Source organism: Teredinibacter franksiae, from assembly GCF_014218805.1.
Lineage (GTDB): Bacteria > Pseudomonadota > Gammaproteobacteria > Pseudomonadales > Cellvibrionaceae > Teredinibacter > Teredinibacter franksiae.
In genome coordinates this window covers 3,676,590-3,693,516 of sequence record NZ_JACJUV010000001.1, presented here as the reverse complement: position 1 = coordinate 3,693,516, position 16,927 = coordinate 3,676,590, and the positions used below count along the sequence as shown (strand labels likewise).

Genomic DNA, 16,927 nt, shown 5'->3' with positions numbered 1-16,927 from the left:
GGCAGAGCATAGGGCGGTCGCTTTAGGGTTTGCCGATACGTCAAAGGTGCTTTAATCTGGCGTTAGAGTTCACACGCGACGCAAAACCGCCGTACAATTTAGGGGCTCCCTCTGAACTCTGGCCCCAAGCAGCGCGCACGGAAGTACTCAGAGCCAGAAACAGCAAAGCCTTACATTGAAGATTGCTTAAGAGGTTTCCTAACAATGACGATAAAAAAAATACTATTGGCAACTCTATTGCCGTCCCTACTCATCGTCGCCTGCAGCGGCGGGGGCGATATAAGGCTTAACAACGGAGCTGTTACCCCCACCCAACAACCAACAGCAACACCAACCACAGCGCCAGCCTCGACCCCAACTATCCTGCCCAACACCAGCACAGGTGGCGTGCCTACGGGCGGCAATCTTATTATTGACCGCAACCTCGGCAACGCTCGGTTCTGGGAAGGCGTAAACGATGGTGCCGCTGTTGGCAATAAATCCATTATCGAAGTGGACCACGAAGACTTCTCCCGCGCGTCACGTATCAGCGTAGAGCGGCCTGCAGGTGAATTCTGGAAGGGACAACTGATGTTTCCGGTAACCACCAGCCTGAAAAGCGGTGATGTGGTACTGGCACACTTTTTTATGCGCTCAGTGGAAAACACATATGAGTCGGGCAATAGCTTCGTAACCGTTTTTCTGGAAGATATCAGTACCAACGGCAAATACCTTACCCGAGAGGTCAGCGCCTCCTTCGAATGGGTTGAATACTACCTTCCAGCGACCGTCACAGACACCCAAGCGGGCGGTAACCTAGAGCTAAAATTCGGTTTTGGTGCCGGAAGTAGGGTCCAGGTTTTCGATATTGCCGGTGTGGAGCTCTATAATTACGGTGATTTCGATATCTCCCAACTGCCCAGTACACGCCCCAGCTACGAAGGCCGAGCGGAAGATGCCAGCTGGCGTGCCGCCGCCAGCGAGCGGATTGAGCTGCACCGCAAGGGCGACTTCGAAATCACCGTAATTGGCGCCGATGGCAAACCTGCAAGCGCCGCCACCGTTGACATCAACCTCCTTAAGCACGCCTATCACTTTGGCTCTGTCACAGTCGGTAAAGTACTGGCGGGTAACGATAGAGACAGCACTCTCTATAAAGAAAAAGTACTGGAGCTATTTAACCAAAGCGGCCCAGAGAACGACTTGAAGTGGGCCCCCTGGGAAGGCGAGTGGGGTAACAATTATAACAAGGTCCAAACCCTTGCAGGCCTACAGTGGCTGCGCGATAACGGCCTATACACCCGTGGCCATGTCATGGTGTGGCCGTCTAAACGTAACCTGCCCAAGCTGATGCAAAAATACTTACCTGAAGGCGACCCGGCTAGTGCCAACCCTCAAGCCAAGCAGGCTGTACTCGGCCATATTGATGACATTGCCAGCGCTTCAGCCAATTATCTAGATGAATGGGATGTAATCAATGAACCCTACGACAACCACTATCTAATGGACGCCTTTGGCGATCAAGTAATGGTCGACTGGTTCAACCGCGCCCGAACCAACCTTTCCGACCACAAGCTTTACCTAAATGACTACAGCATTCTCTCGGCCGGCGGCCGCAATGCAGTACACCAGCAACATTTTGAAGATACGCTTCAATACCTAGTCGACAATGAAGCACCGATTACCGGTATAGGCATGCAGGGGCACTTTGGTGATTCGCCCACCGGAATTGAATTGGTGTACAACATTCTCAACCGCTATAACACCGCCTTTCCAGAGCTTGATATTCGCGTTACGGAATTTGATGTGAACAGTGAAGATGAAGAACTACAGGCGGACTACACGCGTGACTTTCTCACCATTATGTTCAGCCATCCAGCTACTGTTGGCGTTCAATTATGGGGTTTTTGGGCGGGGGCTCACTACTCACCAAAAGCAGCGCTATTTACCGAAGAGTGGCGAGAAAAACCTAATGCCACGGCGTGGAAAAACCAGATATATACGGTTTGGTGGAATAACTTTAAGGGGCAAACAAATACAGAAGGACAATATTCTCAGCGGGGCTTTTACGGAGAATACGAAGCCATAGTTTTTGTAAATGGCGAAAACCAGACATTCAACTTTACGGTTGCAAAGGGTAACGACAACGCTTTCACCTTTTCACCCAAAGACTAAAAACAATCACAGCAACTCAACTATGCCGCTAGCCACACCAAACCCGCTTCAACCGTGAGCGGGTAGCTAGCAACTAGCATTTTCAGCCTACAACACTCTAGCGTATTTTCAACAAGGCTCGCGATTCAAATTTGAACCGGTGTGTACACCAATTGATTCTTACCGAGCTTCACATCACCGATTAATTGGTTCTGCTGCAAGGTCCAGTGCGTAACGCCGTACAAGCCCTCCCACTCTTTATCAATTTCCTCCTGAATCGTTACTCTATTTTGCTCAATAATGTAGGTAAATCTATGGTTGAGTGTCTTTATGCTACCGTTACGATTAAAACGTTGATAAGCGATTCCCGTGCCATCCTCAAAAAACATCCACAGCGTGGTTAAATCACCTTTAAACGTATTCGCTCTTTCTTTTTTCCACACTTGGCCGACCAACTGCTGTCGAATATCACTGTAGGCCGGCAGGCTCCAAACACCCACAAATAGGCAAAACAGAAAAAGAACAGAAAAAGTTTTCTTTGTTTTCATGACAACCTCCTAGTGCTTTTTCTTTAAATAAGGGTGGTTAAGTGGCAACTGAATATGCTGCTCCTCGAAGGTAAAATCGCCGTTTTCCTGAAGCGTTGCGAGCACCCAAAATATCGGATCTCCATCATTGCCAATACCCACCATAGTAACCGGTGTATCATCGAATTCATGATTTTGGATTCGACCGGAAACATCCCCAACCACAATACGTTTGTAGTCTTTCAGGTGAGGCGCAACCTCTTCGCGTTTAATACTCTTCCAGTACCACTGAATCCAGTTTTTACCAAATCGATCAATCCATATGGGATGATGGGTGAGCATAAAATTCGGAGTGTCCGGGTTTGCACTTGCGATGGCCTGATCGAGAAAAGGCTTAGTTGTGACATAGGGGTCGTTGGAGTTGAAAAGAATGAAATCTGCCCTATCATCCTGAACGTGTTTATTCACATATCCAATTTGATCAATATATTCCTGCCGCCGTTGAGGATAGTGGCGATTCGTTTCTAGGCTCTCCACTTCGTAAAAGCTATGCAAATCATGATTGCCTGGTGAGTAGTAAACTGGCGACATAAAACCGGAATGAAATGCCTTAGCATGCTCCCAGCGGTAAGCATCGTTCACCAAAACAACATCACCCAGCGAGAATATGTATTTTGGATTTGCCTTGTTAATACTATCCACCAACATAGCTTGAATATCTTTATGTGTGTGCAAGTGGTAAGTGTGCGATAGAAACGCCACACGCAAGGGGCCCTCATCGACTTTTTGTTTGCAAGCGCTGATACTGGCACATACCAGCATCAGCAACACAACACGCATTAGCATTGTCATAGTGCTGCCTATACTTTTAATCTATAAATGGATTGAATGGCGTTCACATATTTTGAATTTTTACTCAACCGGAAGGGGAAACGATTAGTAATGCGCTCCACTTCTACATCATTATCAACATCATACTTCAATTCAACAATATTGCGATCATCCCGGTTTCCGGCTCCGCGAACAACGCCGTTACCGGCATTAAAGTATCGAATGCGATCATCAAATGTCAGCCGATAGCGACCGTCTCGCGATTCAAAGTATTTTCTCCAATAACTCACTTGCACCACGGGCGAAGTCGTACGCAGACGCAACTTTACGTCTTGCGGCAAGTCTGACGCCAACAACGCCTTTACAATATCCCGTGTAGAGCCATTAGCATCAAAGGTATTAACGTGAAATATTTCTTTTCGGCCAACTAACGCACTTTTGATTTTGAATTCGAGCTTAGGGTTAACCACCATCCCTTTATTGTCACCATACCAACGTACTCGGATTTTTGTGCGCTTCCCTATACCATCAATATTCTCGGCACACTGGGTGAGCGCCAAATCATCAAAATAAATGCTGTTGATTTTTCTTTCGGGGTAAGCTTCAGCAAAACCAAGTACACCATGCTTCAACAACGTGAACAACCCCGTAATACGACTTTGGTTTACGACGAACTTTCGTTCGTAACGGTAACTTTGAGTCTCCACGTTAGGCTCCTGCAATCTTTGCAATTAACAGCTCTTTCTTTTTCTTCTCCATATACAAGGGCTCCTCATTCAGCGAGATTGACGACCCCTCGTCATAAATAAAGGGAAGGCTAATTTCAGAATTAAGGGTGGACTGCTTTAGATCGATCTGCGCTTTTCCGTACTCCGGCTTTTTTTGATAAGCGGCTAAACCAATAACGGATTTTTTTATTTCAACGGCATGGCCAACAACCCTAGAACCGTCTTTACTCGCTATACCTATCTCGGCTCCGTCTACAACAAGGTTTCGTAACGTTAGCGTACTTGCTTCACCGGCGCTCACGCCTTTGTCTCCAGCGTTATCAATTTTAACATCACTTATTAACACGCGGCTCCCGGAAAAATCTACAGAATCATTACCGGAATCGATGAAGTGGCTATCAATCACCCTTCCTGTTGAAAAATCCGAATCAAAAGCATCTCCGTATGTATTTTCAAATACCACCTTGGTCAGCAAAAAATCCGAAGACACGATATTCAGTGCATCTTCACAATGATTGTTTTTAAAAACAGATTCGGTAATCAATACATCAGACTGATAAAAAGTAATGGAACCGGGCACCATCCAGCCATCATCATTTGGGTTAGACAGCCCATCGAAAGTTACAAAGCTTAACACTGAGCTTCCGTCATGAACCTTTGATTTGTTTGCCTGCAGAACGGTCAACCCCTGGGAACTATTATCACTTGAGTGAATAACAATAGGCTCGGCCACTGAACCCGCAATAGTTACCGGCGAAAAACTGATGATTTTGGCTTGGTTTACAAGATCCAAACGCGTACCCGACTCAATAATCAGCCGTTTAGATTCAGGGACTATTAAGTCTTCATCTAGAGTCCACTCGCCTTTGGCTATAAGCAGCACATCAGCTTTTGGCTGCTTAATAAACGGTCGCTGAAGAACCGCTTCCGGGCTGCGAACAAAACCGTTCAAGCCCACCTCAGCTAGCGGGTTTTTGAAAGGCAAAACCTGCAATTCTCGCCACTTGGAGGTTCCAGGTACTCGGTAATCGATCAGCATCGGTTCGCTGCTCAAATCTAGGTCGGCGGCACCAATAGCAAAACGAATCCGTACACCTTTACCTTTCGCTTTAACGGTGGCGCCCGATCTTGCTGGAGCATATTCCTTGCTACCCATACGCAGCCCTCTAATTTCAAAAGGCACATCTAGGTCATTCTCAAACACCAAGTCCAGCTTGCCCGGCCGCAAACGATATACCATGGCATCCAAAGGCTTGCCACCATAGAACGTGTTACGAATCACCTCTTGCCTACGACTGAGCGCTTCCCATTTTATTTTATAATCGCCACCATTTTCTGACAGGAGCTTGTTCTTATGACTAAGCTCATCGGCATAATCGTTGCGAAATTCAGTAAAATAATCGGGATCTGAAAGCTTTTCCAACCTAGCAAAGTATTTTGCCGTAAACTCATCATCGCTAAACATCAATTCCAATATTTCGTCTTGATTTCGGGTAAAGTAATGCAGCCTTTGGGATCCACCTCGTCTGTCTGCATCAAAAAGAATAGGCTCAAGACGATCAATTATTGGATTGTAGTAGAAGCGTAGATTATGCCAGCGCAACGCATGCCATGACTGAAATATATCTGTAACGGACACAAAGCGCGCAAAGGCGTCAATATCAAACACATCACCAGGCTTCATCGTCTTCTTTCTAAAACCATCAAGCAGCGCATAACCACGACGGTAATTTTCTCGAAGATTATCAGCTTCCAACGTTTTACTCGTCTGGAACACGTCTATATCTGAATTCAGCAACGTTTTTATCGTATTATCAAAACTACCGCCATCTTCCAAGGCATCGTCAAAAACATCGGCTGACTTAAACAAAACAGATTCATCAAACTTCAAAATGGGCCCTTCCTTCCGCCCATGAAATTCAATCAAACGCTTTCCGAAATGCTCCTCCAGAGCATAAACACCAAAGCCCTTATTGTTAATATCAACGGGAACAAAATCGTAGCGCGGCGTTATGCCACCTTCCCGACGAAACACCTCATGGACAATCCACTCGAACATATGAGAACGCGTTCCCGGCGTTTGAATAGAAAACCGCTTCATTCCCATTAAAGTCTTAGCGCCCTTCATATTAACTCGGTACGACCAGCGTGCAGTATCCAAATGGTCTAACCAGTCACCCTTAAAACGCATGTCAACTTTATAGGTCTCGCCCTGAAAATCGAGTTTGGCTGGCACGCTTTTCTTGCTCGCATCTTTAACTCCCCCCCTCGACATTGCTTCATCACGTAAGGCCACCAGTTGCTGGTAGTGCTTGGGCTTTATCGTAAAGCGCAACTTATCTTCAGTAAGCGCCGCAGATTTCGCAGCCACAGTTTTTAATTCTTTCTGGGGAAAGGATTCCAGCAGGGTTATATTGCGATGATCATCGCTAACAATAGTATTAAAGCTACGATGAGAAATGATTTCAAATTGAGGGCTTAACACCACCATATTCACTCCCGGTGAATTGGCTGCGGCATCCTCGCCTTGAATATAAATGGCTGCCATTCCTCTCTCGTCAGCTGTGGAGACCAAACTGACAGGCATTTTGGCTTTGTGTGCAGCCTCACTGATTTCGGGCACCTCAAACAAGGACAACGCTTGGCCACCTTTCCCAAGTTTTTCACTTAACACTTTACCTGCACGGAAAACCCCTACATAAGACTCACCAGATTTCGCTTGCGCAAATGTAGAACCCAGCGCTGAAAAGTACTCTGTACTACCCTCAGAGAGAGCACGAACGTACTGCCCCTTAGAAACCAAAAGCGTATAAAAATCTTTCGGTACGCTGGCCATAACCTCGCCAAGACTTATTCTTTCGTAGCTACTGGCATGGAGTTTAAGCGATTTCGGTACCGAGAACGTTTCCTTTGAATATGTATCGGCAGTAAGAGAAGCAACCGTATTTAAATGATTATCTAAAACGACAATATTGATTCCGCGCCGGTCTCGCGAAAGGTCTTTTTCATTCATAACGATGCGAGAAACATTTCCGGCCTGAAAACCCGCCGATTGCACAAGAAGTTTCACACCCTTCTCTTTAAGAAGCGGCTTAAGTGCTGCAACACTAGCACCATCGATTTCCGCCATTTTTTTGGGCAACCCAATATCTTCGGCCAGTGGGCGATTATTTTGCCATATCGCAGCCCACGAGCCGCGGTAACGAATGTCTTTAATTTTTGAACCCATTTTCGCGAGCTGATCTCTATGCTCATCGCTTAAATGGCGCGTACCCTCATCCTTAATGGAAAAAATCGCCACATAATCTTTGGGCAGCTCTGAAATAAATTGCGGGATAGTCACTCGCTTGGAGCCGCGATCAATGTTTACCTGGTCGCTCTCATCAAAGGAGACTTTCAAGTCGAACTGGAAGTTAGGTCTGACGATAACCTCATCAAAACCTAACGCTCTCACACGCTCAGGAACCTCAAGCAAATAGCCGAACTCTGTAACTTTAAAGGTGTTTTTATGGGCAGTAAACTTCGTCGATTCTATAAAATCCTTATTATTAAAAAACGAAACGCTGTATTCCTTTGCTCCGGGTACATTTAGCCTAATATGGTTATTGTAAATTACATGACCAATTTTTAACTTTATTTCCGAACCGTTGTAAACTGTACGACTGAGCTTTAAAGTACGATCGACATAAGCGTGACCGGTATACCGCCCCCCTCCTTCTTCGATAACGACGCTGGCATCTGGCGAGGAGAGCAGTTCGCGCAGCACTAGTGCGACTATAGCCACCGCAAGCAATGCAACAACAATAGATAGGGCCGCAACAAGGGATACCCTCTGCGTTTTTTCTGTGGCGTTAGAGGCCATCATGGCAATGCCTCCGTTAGCTAATTTCGCGATTCGCTACCACATCGATAGCAATACCAGGCTCATACTCAACCAATAATTTGCGAAATCCATCAAGCTTTTCCAAACTCGAAATATCAGCAAAAAACAGCATAGAAGTTGATTGCTCATCTTCTGAATAATGCTTTAGCTCAGCCTTAGTGGTGTGCTCTTTAACAATATTACTGATGGGGCCAACACCAGCGGTTTTTGCCAGCTTACTAATAACATTAATATTGTAGTTGCCCATGGGCGTGGTCTTATTCACCTTGCCACCTATATGAGCGCGCAAAATTATCAGCCCAATAATAAACGGGATAGCAACCAAAATGATGACGAACTGAAAGGCACCTAGGCCAATGCCAATGGCAATAATAAAGAACAAGTAGGCAATTTCTTCAGGCTCTTTAATCGCCGCCCTGAAACGCACAATCGACAAAGCTCCCACTAGACCGAGTGATAGAGCGATGGAAGATTTAACCACTATAATAATTAATGTGGTAGACATTGTGATGATAAGAAAATTACGAGCAAACACCGTTCTGTTGGAGACAGAGCTACCGTACTTTTTATATACCATGCCGACAATGATGGGGAGAATGCCAGAAAGCGCCATGGCATAAGCAAAATCTGAATATTCCACTAACTGATTAAGTAAAGCTTGCATACTGAGCTCCAAAGGCCAAAAATCGTGGAGCACTCGGGACACCAAAGACAGGAATTAACATCATCCCAATAGTGAAAAAGGAAGGAAGCAACCTGCCAGAAGAAAGGTAATGAGCGCTGTTTTTATTATTTAAGTAGGCCTATTTCACTGACGAAACCACCTTCGGTGGACTGGATTCCGTAAGGCGTTCAATCAACAAGGCCAAGCCCAAATATAGGAGCGCGCTTGATTTTTATGTTACGTGGCGCTCACCGTTACAATAACTTACCACAACTGCCATGGTTGTGGAAAAAATTCTTATTATCTATAAACACCAAGGCCGAGCCACGCTGAATACGAGCGCCCTAAAAGCGTTAACCAAGCCACAGATCTGGGCCCTACAGCTTGTACAGTGTGAATTTCACACTTTTTCAGCAACACAACAAATTCATCTTACATACTTTATACGCAAAACTTATTCATCCAGTCACCGATCTGCCTAAGGCCTACAAACCGCACACGCATATACGAAAAAACGTATATACTAACCACCAACAATACGCTATCGACGGCTTTTAATGACACCCCTCAGCCTGTTCAAATGTTTTGCTGATGAAACCCGGCAGCTTTCCACCCTGTTAATTGCGCGGCAGGGGGAGCTGTGCGTGTGCGAATTAATGTTGCTGCTAGACGAGAGTCAACCCAAGATATCTCGCCACTTAGCGCAACTGCGTAAGTGCGGCGTATTGGCCGACCGCCGACATGAGCAATGGGTATTTTACCGGCTTCACCCCCAGCTTCCAGTATGGGCGCAAGCCATTGTTCGCCATGCTGGCGAGGCAGAATTCGACAGGGTCGAGCGCCTTACCCGTAAACTTAGCGTCAATAAGCGCGTGTTAAATCGCTGTTAAATTCAGCGCTATTCGAAAAAAGGTTCCTATGAAAGTTCTGTTTATTTGTACCCACAACCGCTGCCGCAGCATATTGGCAGAAGCCATTACCAACCACCTGAGCAATGGCAAAATAATAGCCCGCAGTGCCGGCAGCTCGCCGACAGGTGAAGTGCACCCGCTGTCGTTGAAATATTTGCAGGAACAAGGCATTAGTACCGATGGTTTGCAAAGCCAGTCATGGGATGAACACGAAGCCTTCGCACCGGATGTAGTCTTTACCGTGTGTGACAGCGCAGCAAAAGAAACTTGCCCCGCGTGGTTCGGCCAGTCGCTAGTCGTTCACTGGCGGCTACCCGATCCATCCAAGCTGGAATGTAGCGAAGAGAAAAAGCGTACCGCGTTCTATGCCCTTATGAAAACCATAGAAACCCGTGTTTCAGAACTGCTTAAACTCGATATTACCAAGCTAAACCGAATTCAACTAGATTCTGCACTGACTAAAATTGGAGGCGAAAACTAATGGGTATTTTTGAGCGTTACCTAACAGTCTGGGTAGGCCTATGCATATTAATCGGCGTCACCCTTGGCAATTTGGCCCCTGGAATCTTCCAGGTGTTTGCTGCACTAGAGGTCGCTCACGTAAACCTGCCAGTCGCTGTTTTTATCTGGATTATGATTTACCCGATGATGATACAGGTCGACTTTTCATCGATTAAGGATATTGGCAAAAAGCCCAAGGGGCTGGCTTTAACCTTGATAATAAACTGGCTAGTTAAGCCCTTCACTATGGCCGCTTTGGGCTGGCTATTTTTTCGTGTGTTTTTCGCACACCTAGTAGACCCGCAAACGGCTAACGAATATATCGCGGGCATGATTTTATTGGGCGTAGCGCCCTGCACCGCGATGGTATTTGTTTGGAGCCAATTAACCAAAGGCGACCCCAATTACACCTTAGTGCAAGTATCGGTGAACGATATTATTATGATATTTGCGTTCGCCCCGCTCGCCGCATTATTACTGGGTATTACCAACATACAAGTTCCCTGGGAAACCTTACTACTATCTGTACTTCTGTATGTTCTGCTCCCGCTTCTAGCCGGGCTTTTCACCCGCAAGCTACTAGACAAATCATCGGACCATCATGAAGTTAACGCCCTGGTAAGCAAGCTAAAACCCTGGTCCATCATTGGTTTATTGGCCACCGTAGTACTACTGTTTGGCTTTCAGGCCGAAGTGATACTACAAAAACCTTTGGCAATTGTTTTAATTGCGATCCCCCTGCTCATACAGACGTACGGCATATTCGCCATTGCCTACGCCGCAGCCAAAGCGCTAAAACTACCTCACAACATCGCCGCTCCGGCCTGCATGATTGGTACATCAAACTTCTTTGAGCTTGCCGTTGCCGTTGCTATCTCACTCTTTGGATTACAGTCTGGCGCGGCTTTAGCGACGGTGGTGGGTGTACTGGTCGAAGTACCTGTAATGCTCTCGCTGGTAGCTTTTGCCAATCGAACTCGCCATTGGTTTGAATGAAGGTTGATTTTGAAATTGCTATACTAGACCTCCTGCCAACCAAGAAAGATTGCTGGTGTGCCACCAGCAATCGCTACCATTTTAGAACCTTAACCCACCCAAAACACCAAAGGTGTTTGACTCATCGCCATCGGAAAAATAGGCTCCCACATAGGCATCCGGGGTGAAGAAATGCTTGCCGCGCAAGGTATATTGAGTATTTGCACCTGTGTCGACCAATTCAAAACCTAGGCTCGTCGCTCTGCTTACATAAAAATCCATACCCGCAATTAATGTATTGTTATCATCATTGATAAAGCTGCCGTTAAAGCTCACGGCATGATCAGCAAGGTTAGTAACATATTTGGCCGAAAGGTTCAGGTCGTAGCCTTCGTCTTCAACATAGGTAGTGGTTACCAACAACCCGTGCATCGGTGTTAGCCCTCCCGTAATTGAAATACGGCCATCGCTTTCACCACCGATATCCCAGCGCGTGTAATCTACGCCCACATATACAATAGAGTTCGGAATATACACTTCGCCGCCCAATTGCGTATACGCTACATCAGTCCCGCCGTTGTCGAATATCTGGGCATTGATATTGGAAGAACGGTTAAGAAACGCCGCTTCAGCTAAAGGTTTATTCGACGTATCAACAGGTGAAAAATGGAACTCACCGCCCACCGCAAACAATGTGCCGTCACTGCCCTCATCTACACCAACTCGGGCTAATTCGCCATTAACTTCCGCTTGATATGAACCGGCAAGCACCTGTGCACTACTAAGAGACAAGCCTAAACACATTATTGCCACTGCTTTTTTCATTATTTCACTCCACTATCATTTTTCTTGAATCAATTCTTTAAACCACTTTATCTTGAACTGGCAGCTGGCGAATTTTGTATACCGCCATCAATAATCCAGCCAATGCCACCAACACTGCGCCAATATAGAGGCCAACCATAATACCAACCGGCCCGCCCCACTTTGCGCCAAATAGCACAAATGGAATGGTAAATACGGTTGCTCTAAAAAAGTTAAACAGGGTCGCCCAATGAGCCAAGCGCAAATTATTAAAAAGTGCGTTGGTAACGAAGGTTATACCAGAGAAGAAAAACATGCTGCTAAGTCCGTAACAGAACCAGCGAATTAACCTTGCGGCTTCATCCTTCACCTTGAACGCCCAAATCAAAACATCGGTTAATGTCAGTAGTACTAAGCAAGCCACTATAGAATAAACGGCAATAAATTTGATGCTGCTGCTTAGGGTTTCCATAACTCTGTCTATTTTTCCTGCACCGAAGTTTTGCCCGGCTATAGGCCCTACAGAACCCGAAAGCGCAAACAAGCCCGCAAATGCCAGCGGCTGTAACTTGCTGATAATAGTATTACCGGCAACCGCACCATCGCCAAACTGAGCCATGGTAGCCGTCACATAGGCGACGCCTATAGGCGTTGCTAGGTTGGTCAAAACGGCAGGAAGTGCTGTTGCAAAATATTCGCGGATGTCGGCAAGCAATCTAGACATCTTCGGCATACGCAGAAGTTGATAAGCACCCGCCACTCGGTAGAAACCATAGGTTACCATCGCTACTCGGGCCAACACCGTCGCTACAGCCGCACCTTCAATGCCCCACCCCACCCAAAAAATAAGAATAGGGTCCAATACTGCGTTCACAAGGCCGCCAAACAAAGTGAGGTACATTGATTCCTTGGCGTGGCCCAACGCACGTAAAACACCTCCGGTTGCCATGGCAACCGACATTATCGACAGGCTAGGTAAAACAATGCGCAAATAGGAAAGAGCGAAATCAAACGCAGCCCCTTCAGCCCCTAACTTTGTCAAAAACCAAGGCGCATAGATTAGCGCTACTAGCGAAACAACCAAACTAACCGTGAATATAGTTAGAAACAGGTTACCGATTAACTGCGCGGTTTCCCCCTTGTCGCCACCGCCTACGGCATGAGAAACCATGGCGCTACAACCAATTGATAGGCCGATGGCAAATGATAAGGTGAAAAACAGGATAGACCCTGCATACCCGATAGCCGCGGCCAATTCGACAATACCCAGCAGGCTCAGCCAATACATGTCCACCAAGTCTACGAGAAATAGCGACAATAGCCCTGCCGTCGACGCAAACGTCATGACACAAACGTGCCGAAAGATAGAGCCTTCAGTAAATTTAGCCTGCATGAGGATTCCGTTTATACGGCGGGAGAGAATAAGGGGGTAATACTACTATGGCGTACGTAGCTGAAATATAAACAACAGCGCTATTCCATAACGGGTTTTTTTTGCAATTTTCGCTGCAGGGTACGGCGGTGCATTTTGAGTTGACGTGCGGTAGCCGAAATATTGCCATCGTTAGCCATGAGGGCTGTCTGGATAGTCTCCCACTCCCGACGACGCAAAGACATTTCACTCTCACCTTGCGGTAGATCCAAAACGTTCGTATCTTCAGGGTCTAGCGCGCGTAAAATTTCATCGACCGTTGCTGGTTTTGCCAGATAATTTGTAGCCCCCATTTTTACCGCCTGCACCGCTGTGGCAATACTGGCATAGCCGGTTAGTACCAGCACCTGCATCTGCGGATTAGCCTTAACCAACAATTCAATAAGTGACATGGCATTACCGTCGTCCAGTTTTAGATCCAATAAAGCATAGTCAAATTCGTCCAGATAATGACAAGCCCGCGCCAGCGCAATAGAGGGGAAATGCTCTACTGTATACCCTCTTTTTGTCAGCGCAGCGGTTGTCACCCTAGCCAGGACATCATCGTCTTCAATATAAAAAAAACGGTCCAAATCAAGTTCCATCACGCCTCTCCAGCTCGCGCTAATTCCACCAACACCGTTGTGTTACCGCTTCGACTCTCACCAGGGTTGAACAACATAATTTTACCGCCCAACTTATCAATGGTGGTGTTTGCCAAAAAAATACCAATGCCAAGGCCACCCTGCTGACGCGACAGGGTGGGCATGCCGAAATTTTCGACTAGCGCTTCAGGCACCCCCGCACCGTCGTCCACAATGGCGACATGTACTCCATCCTCAGAAGCATTCACATTCACACTCACCCGTTTTCGGGCTGCACGTATAGCGTTATCAATCAGGTTGATGAGCGCATAGGGTAAGGAAAGGCTGCTATGCAGTCTTACGTCAGCGGCACTCCCGTCGAGGTTAAATGTGGGCATAACCGCAGGATTTGCTAAAAAGTAGTGCTCCTGTAGCTGTTCTACCAGCGCTTTTACCAACAGCGTTTCGCTCTGATCTTCGGCACCCGCAAGCTGAGACAACCTCCCCAACGTACTCTTGCACCGATCGACCTGGCCCAGCAGCAGCTCTATATCCTCGGTTTCATCCTGTTCGGCCCGCATTTCCCCCAACATGACCGCCATTGTCGACAAAGGCGTTCCCAGCGCGTGAACAGTGGATGCGGCCAAGGTACCAATACCAATTAACTGTTCGTTTTTCAGCGTTTGCTCGCGGGCATGCGCTAAACGCACCTCTCTGTCCCGCAGAGCCGTTGCCAGAGAGGACACAAAGAAATTCATCAACAGTGTACTAGCAACAAAGTTCACCCACATGCCAATAAGGTGTAACTGAAAATCACTAAACAGGTGATGTATGTGCGCCTCGAGGTCGAAATACAACAACATCGTATAAGCCACAACGGCCAGCGCAGCAAAAGCCCAGCTTACTTTACGGGTAAAAATAGTCCCGCTAACGGCAACCAATACCAACAGGTAGTATATAAACGGATTAGTTGCCCTCCCAGAAAACGCCACCAACACCAGTAGGATTAACGCATCCATGAGCAAATGTACCAGTAACTCCAGGTCGGTAACCGGTAGGCCACTGCGCAACCGCAAAAAACTCGCAATCGTATAGGCCACGGCAGCAAAGGCAATACTGTAAAGCAACGGATAGTCTAATTCCCTCGCTAAAGCCAACTGGAACATAGCCAGCATGGAGAACGCCCCCACCAAGGCAATTACTCGCAGCCACAGCATGCCCCGCAAAATTTGCCTGCGGTCACCGCCCTGAGTTCGGGTAAGCTGAAACATGGTACGCACTCATCTAAAAGAGCCTAAAGTGTAAACGAGGATAGCCTCAGCAGGAAATCCTGGCCCGTTCTATGCCTTCATTTTAGGTGAAATACCCCCCAAAAGTGCTACACATCCCACACTATGCGCCAATATCATCCGACGAAGCTGGCGCATAGAGCTTAAGATTGATTAAATGTCGGGCACACCAAAGAATAATAAGTGAGGCAATAGTAATGCAGCGGGTATTGATTGTTGACGATTCCAAAACGGCACAGATTCGTCTTAGAAAAATGCTCACCCAGTATGACATTATTGTTGACGTAAGCTTCAGCGCTGAAGAAGCCTTAGGTTACCTCAGTTATCGTCACCCCGCGGTTATCTTTATGGATCACCACATGGAAGGGATGGACGGATTTGAAGCGCTGAAAATCATTAAAGCCAACCCCAAAACAGCCATGATTCCGGTGATCATGTACACCGCACAAAAAGGCGATGTGTATGTCGGGCAAGCTCGAGCTCTCGGAGCGTTGGATATTCTTTCTAAGGAAGCGATAAAACCTTCTAACCTCCAGCGCGTGCTGTCCAGCCTTAAAATATTACCGAAAGACAACGCCGAAAAAAGTGCTAAAAGCACCAAAACCGCCGCCACTGAAAATCCGGCAGCAATTGCTCAGGTCTCGCCACCAGTCGTCGCCGAACCCAAACCCACCCCGGAAGACACCGCACAAGAACAGGTAGCCACTCAAGTTGCGCGCCTATTTAAAATGCACATAGCAGAAATGCGGCAGCAAATTGCAGAAAACTCTCGCTTTGTTGTGCGTAGGCTAGGCGAAGAAATTGTTAAAAACAGCAGTAAAGAGCCCACCATTGGTGATGTGCCCCTGTCGGTTGTAAACGCAGAAATAGATGCTGACCAGCGAAAGTCTTCGTTTATCTCCAGCTCTCTATTAGTATTAATTTTTATCGGCCTAGCGTTAATCGCCTATGAAATCTTTCAGACCAAAGGTGAAATGAAGGGCCTACAACGGGATTACGGCGAGCTAGTTAAATTAAACAATGAAAATGTAAAGCTGCTGAACACCTACGCCAGCAGGCGAGCGCCCCCGCCCACACTTGCACCGCAGAGAGTCGCCCCAGCGTTACTAGACGCCTTGAGCTGGGCACTGGATATAGACTTAGAATTTCCCTGGCGAGCCGCACCGCTAAACGAACAACAGATGCTGAAAATCAGCAACTTAGTCTATCGGCTCTCCAGCGTAGGCTTTAATGGTGCCATAGAGCTAGACATACATTCTGGCAATTACTGCTTGCAGCAGAGCGCAGAGGGCACACTTGTTTTAGCAGACCCTACACTACCAACAACTAAGTGTGTTTTTAGCGCAGATGTCACCACCGAGTATTCCAGAGACTCCTATCTAAGCCTGCCATACCTGAATTTCGAGCAAAACGCCCTTCCCGTTCAGGAAGGTATTATCGACCTCAATGTAGTCACCAGCGGTAACGACAGTCCTCGCTATGACTACCCTCGAATAGCTCCCGAGCTTACCGCCGACATATGGAATGATGTTGCCCAGAAAAACAATCGAATTTCTGTTTCTTTCGATTTTTTGTAGTACAACACTGCGGTTAGCAACTAAGCACCGCAAAACTGACCCGCCAACAAATGTACCGGTAAAATCCGTTTTTATAGTGAGCGCCCAAACACCCACAGATAAAACGGCT

At 46.9% G+C, this 16,927-nt stretch carries 14 protein-coding genes; 5 read left to right on the top strand and 9 right to left on the bottom strand.

The features are described 5' to 3' along the window. Positions 1–204: 204 nt before the first annotated feature. Positions 205–2,154 carry an endo-1,4-beta-xylanase gene (locus tag H5336_RS15640; RefSeq protein WP_185235183.1) on the top strand — a complete coding sequence of 650 codons (1,950 nt, stop codon included), beginning with the start codon at positions 205–207 and terminating at the stop codon, positions 2,152–2,154. Positions 2,155–2,279: 125 nt separating this feature from the next. Here the strand turns inward: H5336_RS15640 and H5336_RS15635 are convergent, their stop codons facing one another. Genes H5336_RS15635 through H5336_RS15615 form a run of 5 tightly spaced genes read right to left on the bottom strand, consistent with a single transcriptional unit; the run spans position 2,280 to position 8,766 of the window. After that, complete coding sequence (locus H5336_RS15635) at positions 2,280–2,681, bottom strand: hypothetical protein (protein ID WP_185235182.1); 402 nt, start codon at positions 2,679–2,681, stop codon at positions 2,280–2,282. A 9-nt stretch (positions 2,682–2,690) separates the two neighbouring features. Next, positions 2,691–3,512 (bottom strand): metallophosphoesterase family protein, encoded by an 822-nt coding sequence (locus H5336_RS15630; protein WP_185235181.1) that lies wholly within the window; start codon positions 3,510–3,512, stop codon positions 2,691–2,693. Between the two features lie 8 nt (positions 3,513–3,520). Continuing rightward, complete coding sequence (locus H5336_RS15625) at positions 3,521–4,198, bottom strand: polyphosphate polymerase domain-containing protein (protein WP_185235180.1); 678 nt, start codon at positions 4,196–4,198, stop codon at positions 3,521–3,523. Position 4,199: 1 nt separating this feature from the next. Next, complete coding sequence (locus tag H5336_RS15620) at positions 4,200–8,084, bottom strand: interleukin-like EMT inducer domain-containing protein (protein WP_185235179.1); 3,885 nt, start codon at positions 8,082–8,084, stop codon at positions 4,200–4,202. 13 nt (positions 8,085–8,097) lie between these two features. Continuing rightward, positions 8,098–8,766 (bottom strand): DUF4956 domain-containing protein, encoded by a 669-nt coding sequence (locus H5336_RS15615; RefSeq protein WP_185235178.1) that lies wholly within the window; start codon positions 8,764–8,766, stop codon positions 8,098–8,100. Positions 8,767–9,323: 557 nt separating this feature from the next. Between H5336_RS15615 and H5336_RS15610 the strand changes: the two genes are divergently transcribed. Genes H5336_RS15610 through arsB form a run of 3 tightly spaced genes read left to right on the top strand, consistent with a single transcriptional unit; the run spans position 9,324 to position 11,174 of the window. Next, positions 9,324–9,656, top strand: coding sequence for a metalloregulator ArsR/SmtB family transcription factor (locus H5336_RS15610; RefSeq protein WP_185235177.1), 333 nt, complete (start codon positions 9,324–9,326; stop codon positions 9,654–9,656). Between the two features lie 28 nt (positions 9,657–9,684). Next, positions 9,685–10,158, top strand: coding sequence for an arsenate reductase ArsC (locus H5336_RS15605; RefSeq protein ID WP_185235176.1), 474 nt, complete (start codon positions 9,685–9,687; stop codon positions 10,156–10,158). Then, entirely contained in the window at positions 10,158–11,174 is a 1,017-nt protein-coding gene (gene arsB, locus H5336_RS15600; protein ID WP_185235175.1) for an ACR3 family arsenite efflux transporter, read from the top strand. The genes H5336_RS15605 and arsB overlap by 1 nt, the downstream gene beginning before the upstream one ends. 81 nt (positions 11,175–11,255) lie before the next feature. Here arsB and H5336_RS15595 read toward each other — a convergent pair whose 3' ends face one another. The 4 genes from H5336_RS15595 to H5336_RS15580 all read right to left on the bottom strand — a co-directional run bounded on the left by H5336_RS15595 (position 11,256) and on the right by H5336_RS15580 (position 15,223). Further along, the gene (locus tag H5336_RS15595) at positions 11,256–11,978 is read right to left on the bottom strand and encodes a putative porin (RefSeq protein WP_185235174.1); all 723 of its coding nucleotides are present in this window, start codon (positions 11,976–11,978) and stop codon (positions 11,256–11,258) included. A gap of 37 nt (positions 11,979–12,015) precedes the next feature. Continuing rightward, positions 12,016–13,350, bottom strand: a complete 1,335-nt coding sequence (locus H5336_RS15590; RefSeq protein WP_185235173.1) for an MATE family efflux transporter — start codon at positions 13,348–13,350, stop codon at positions 12,016–12,018. An 80-nt stretch (positions 13,351–13,430) separates the two neighbouring features. Next, positions 13,431–13,973, bottom strand: a complete 543-nt coding sequence (locus H5336_RS15585) for a response regulator transcription factor (RefSeq protein WP_185235172.1) — start codon at positions 13,971–13,973, stop codon at positions 13,431–13,433. After that, a complete protein-coding gene (locus H5336_RS15580) occupies positions 13,973–15,223 on the bottom strand; it encodes a sensor histidine kinase (RefSeq protein ID WP_185235171.1) in 1,251 nt (416 codons plus the stop codon). Before H5336_RS15580 ends, H5336_RS15585 begins: the two co-directional genes overlap by 1 nt. 215 nt (positions 15,224–15,438) lie before the next feature. Between H5336_RS15580 and H5336_RS15575 the strand changes: the two genes are divergently transcribed. Beyond that, on the top strand, positions 15,439–16,818 hold the full coding sequence (locus H5336_RS15575; RefSeq protein ID WP_185235170.1) for a response regulator: 1,380 nt from the start codon (positions 15,439–15,441) through the stop codon (positions 16,816–16,818). Positions 16,819–16,927: the final 109 nt, after the last annotated feature.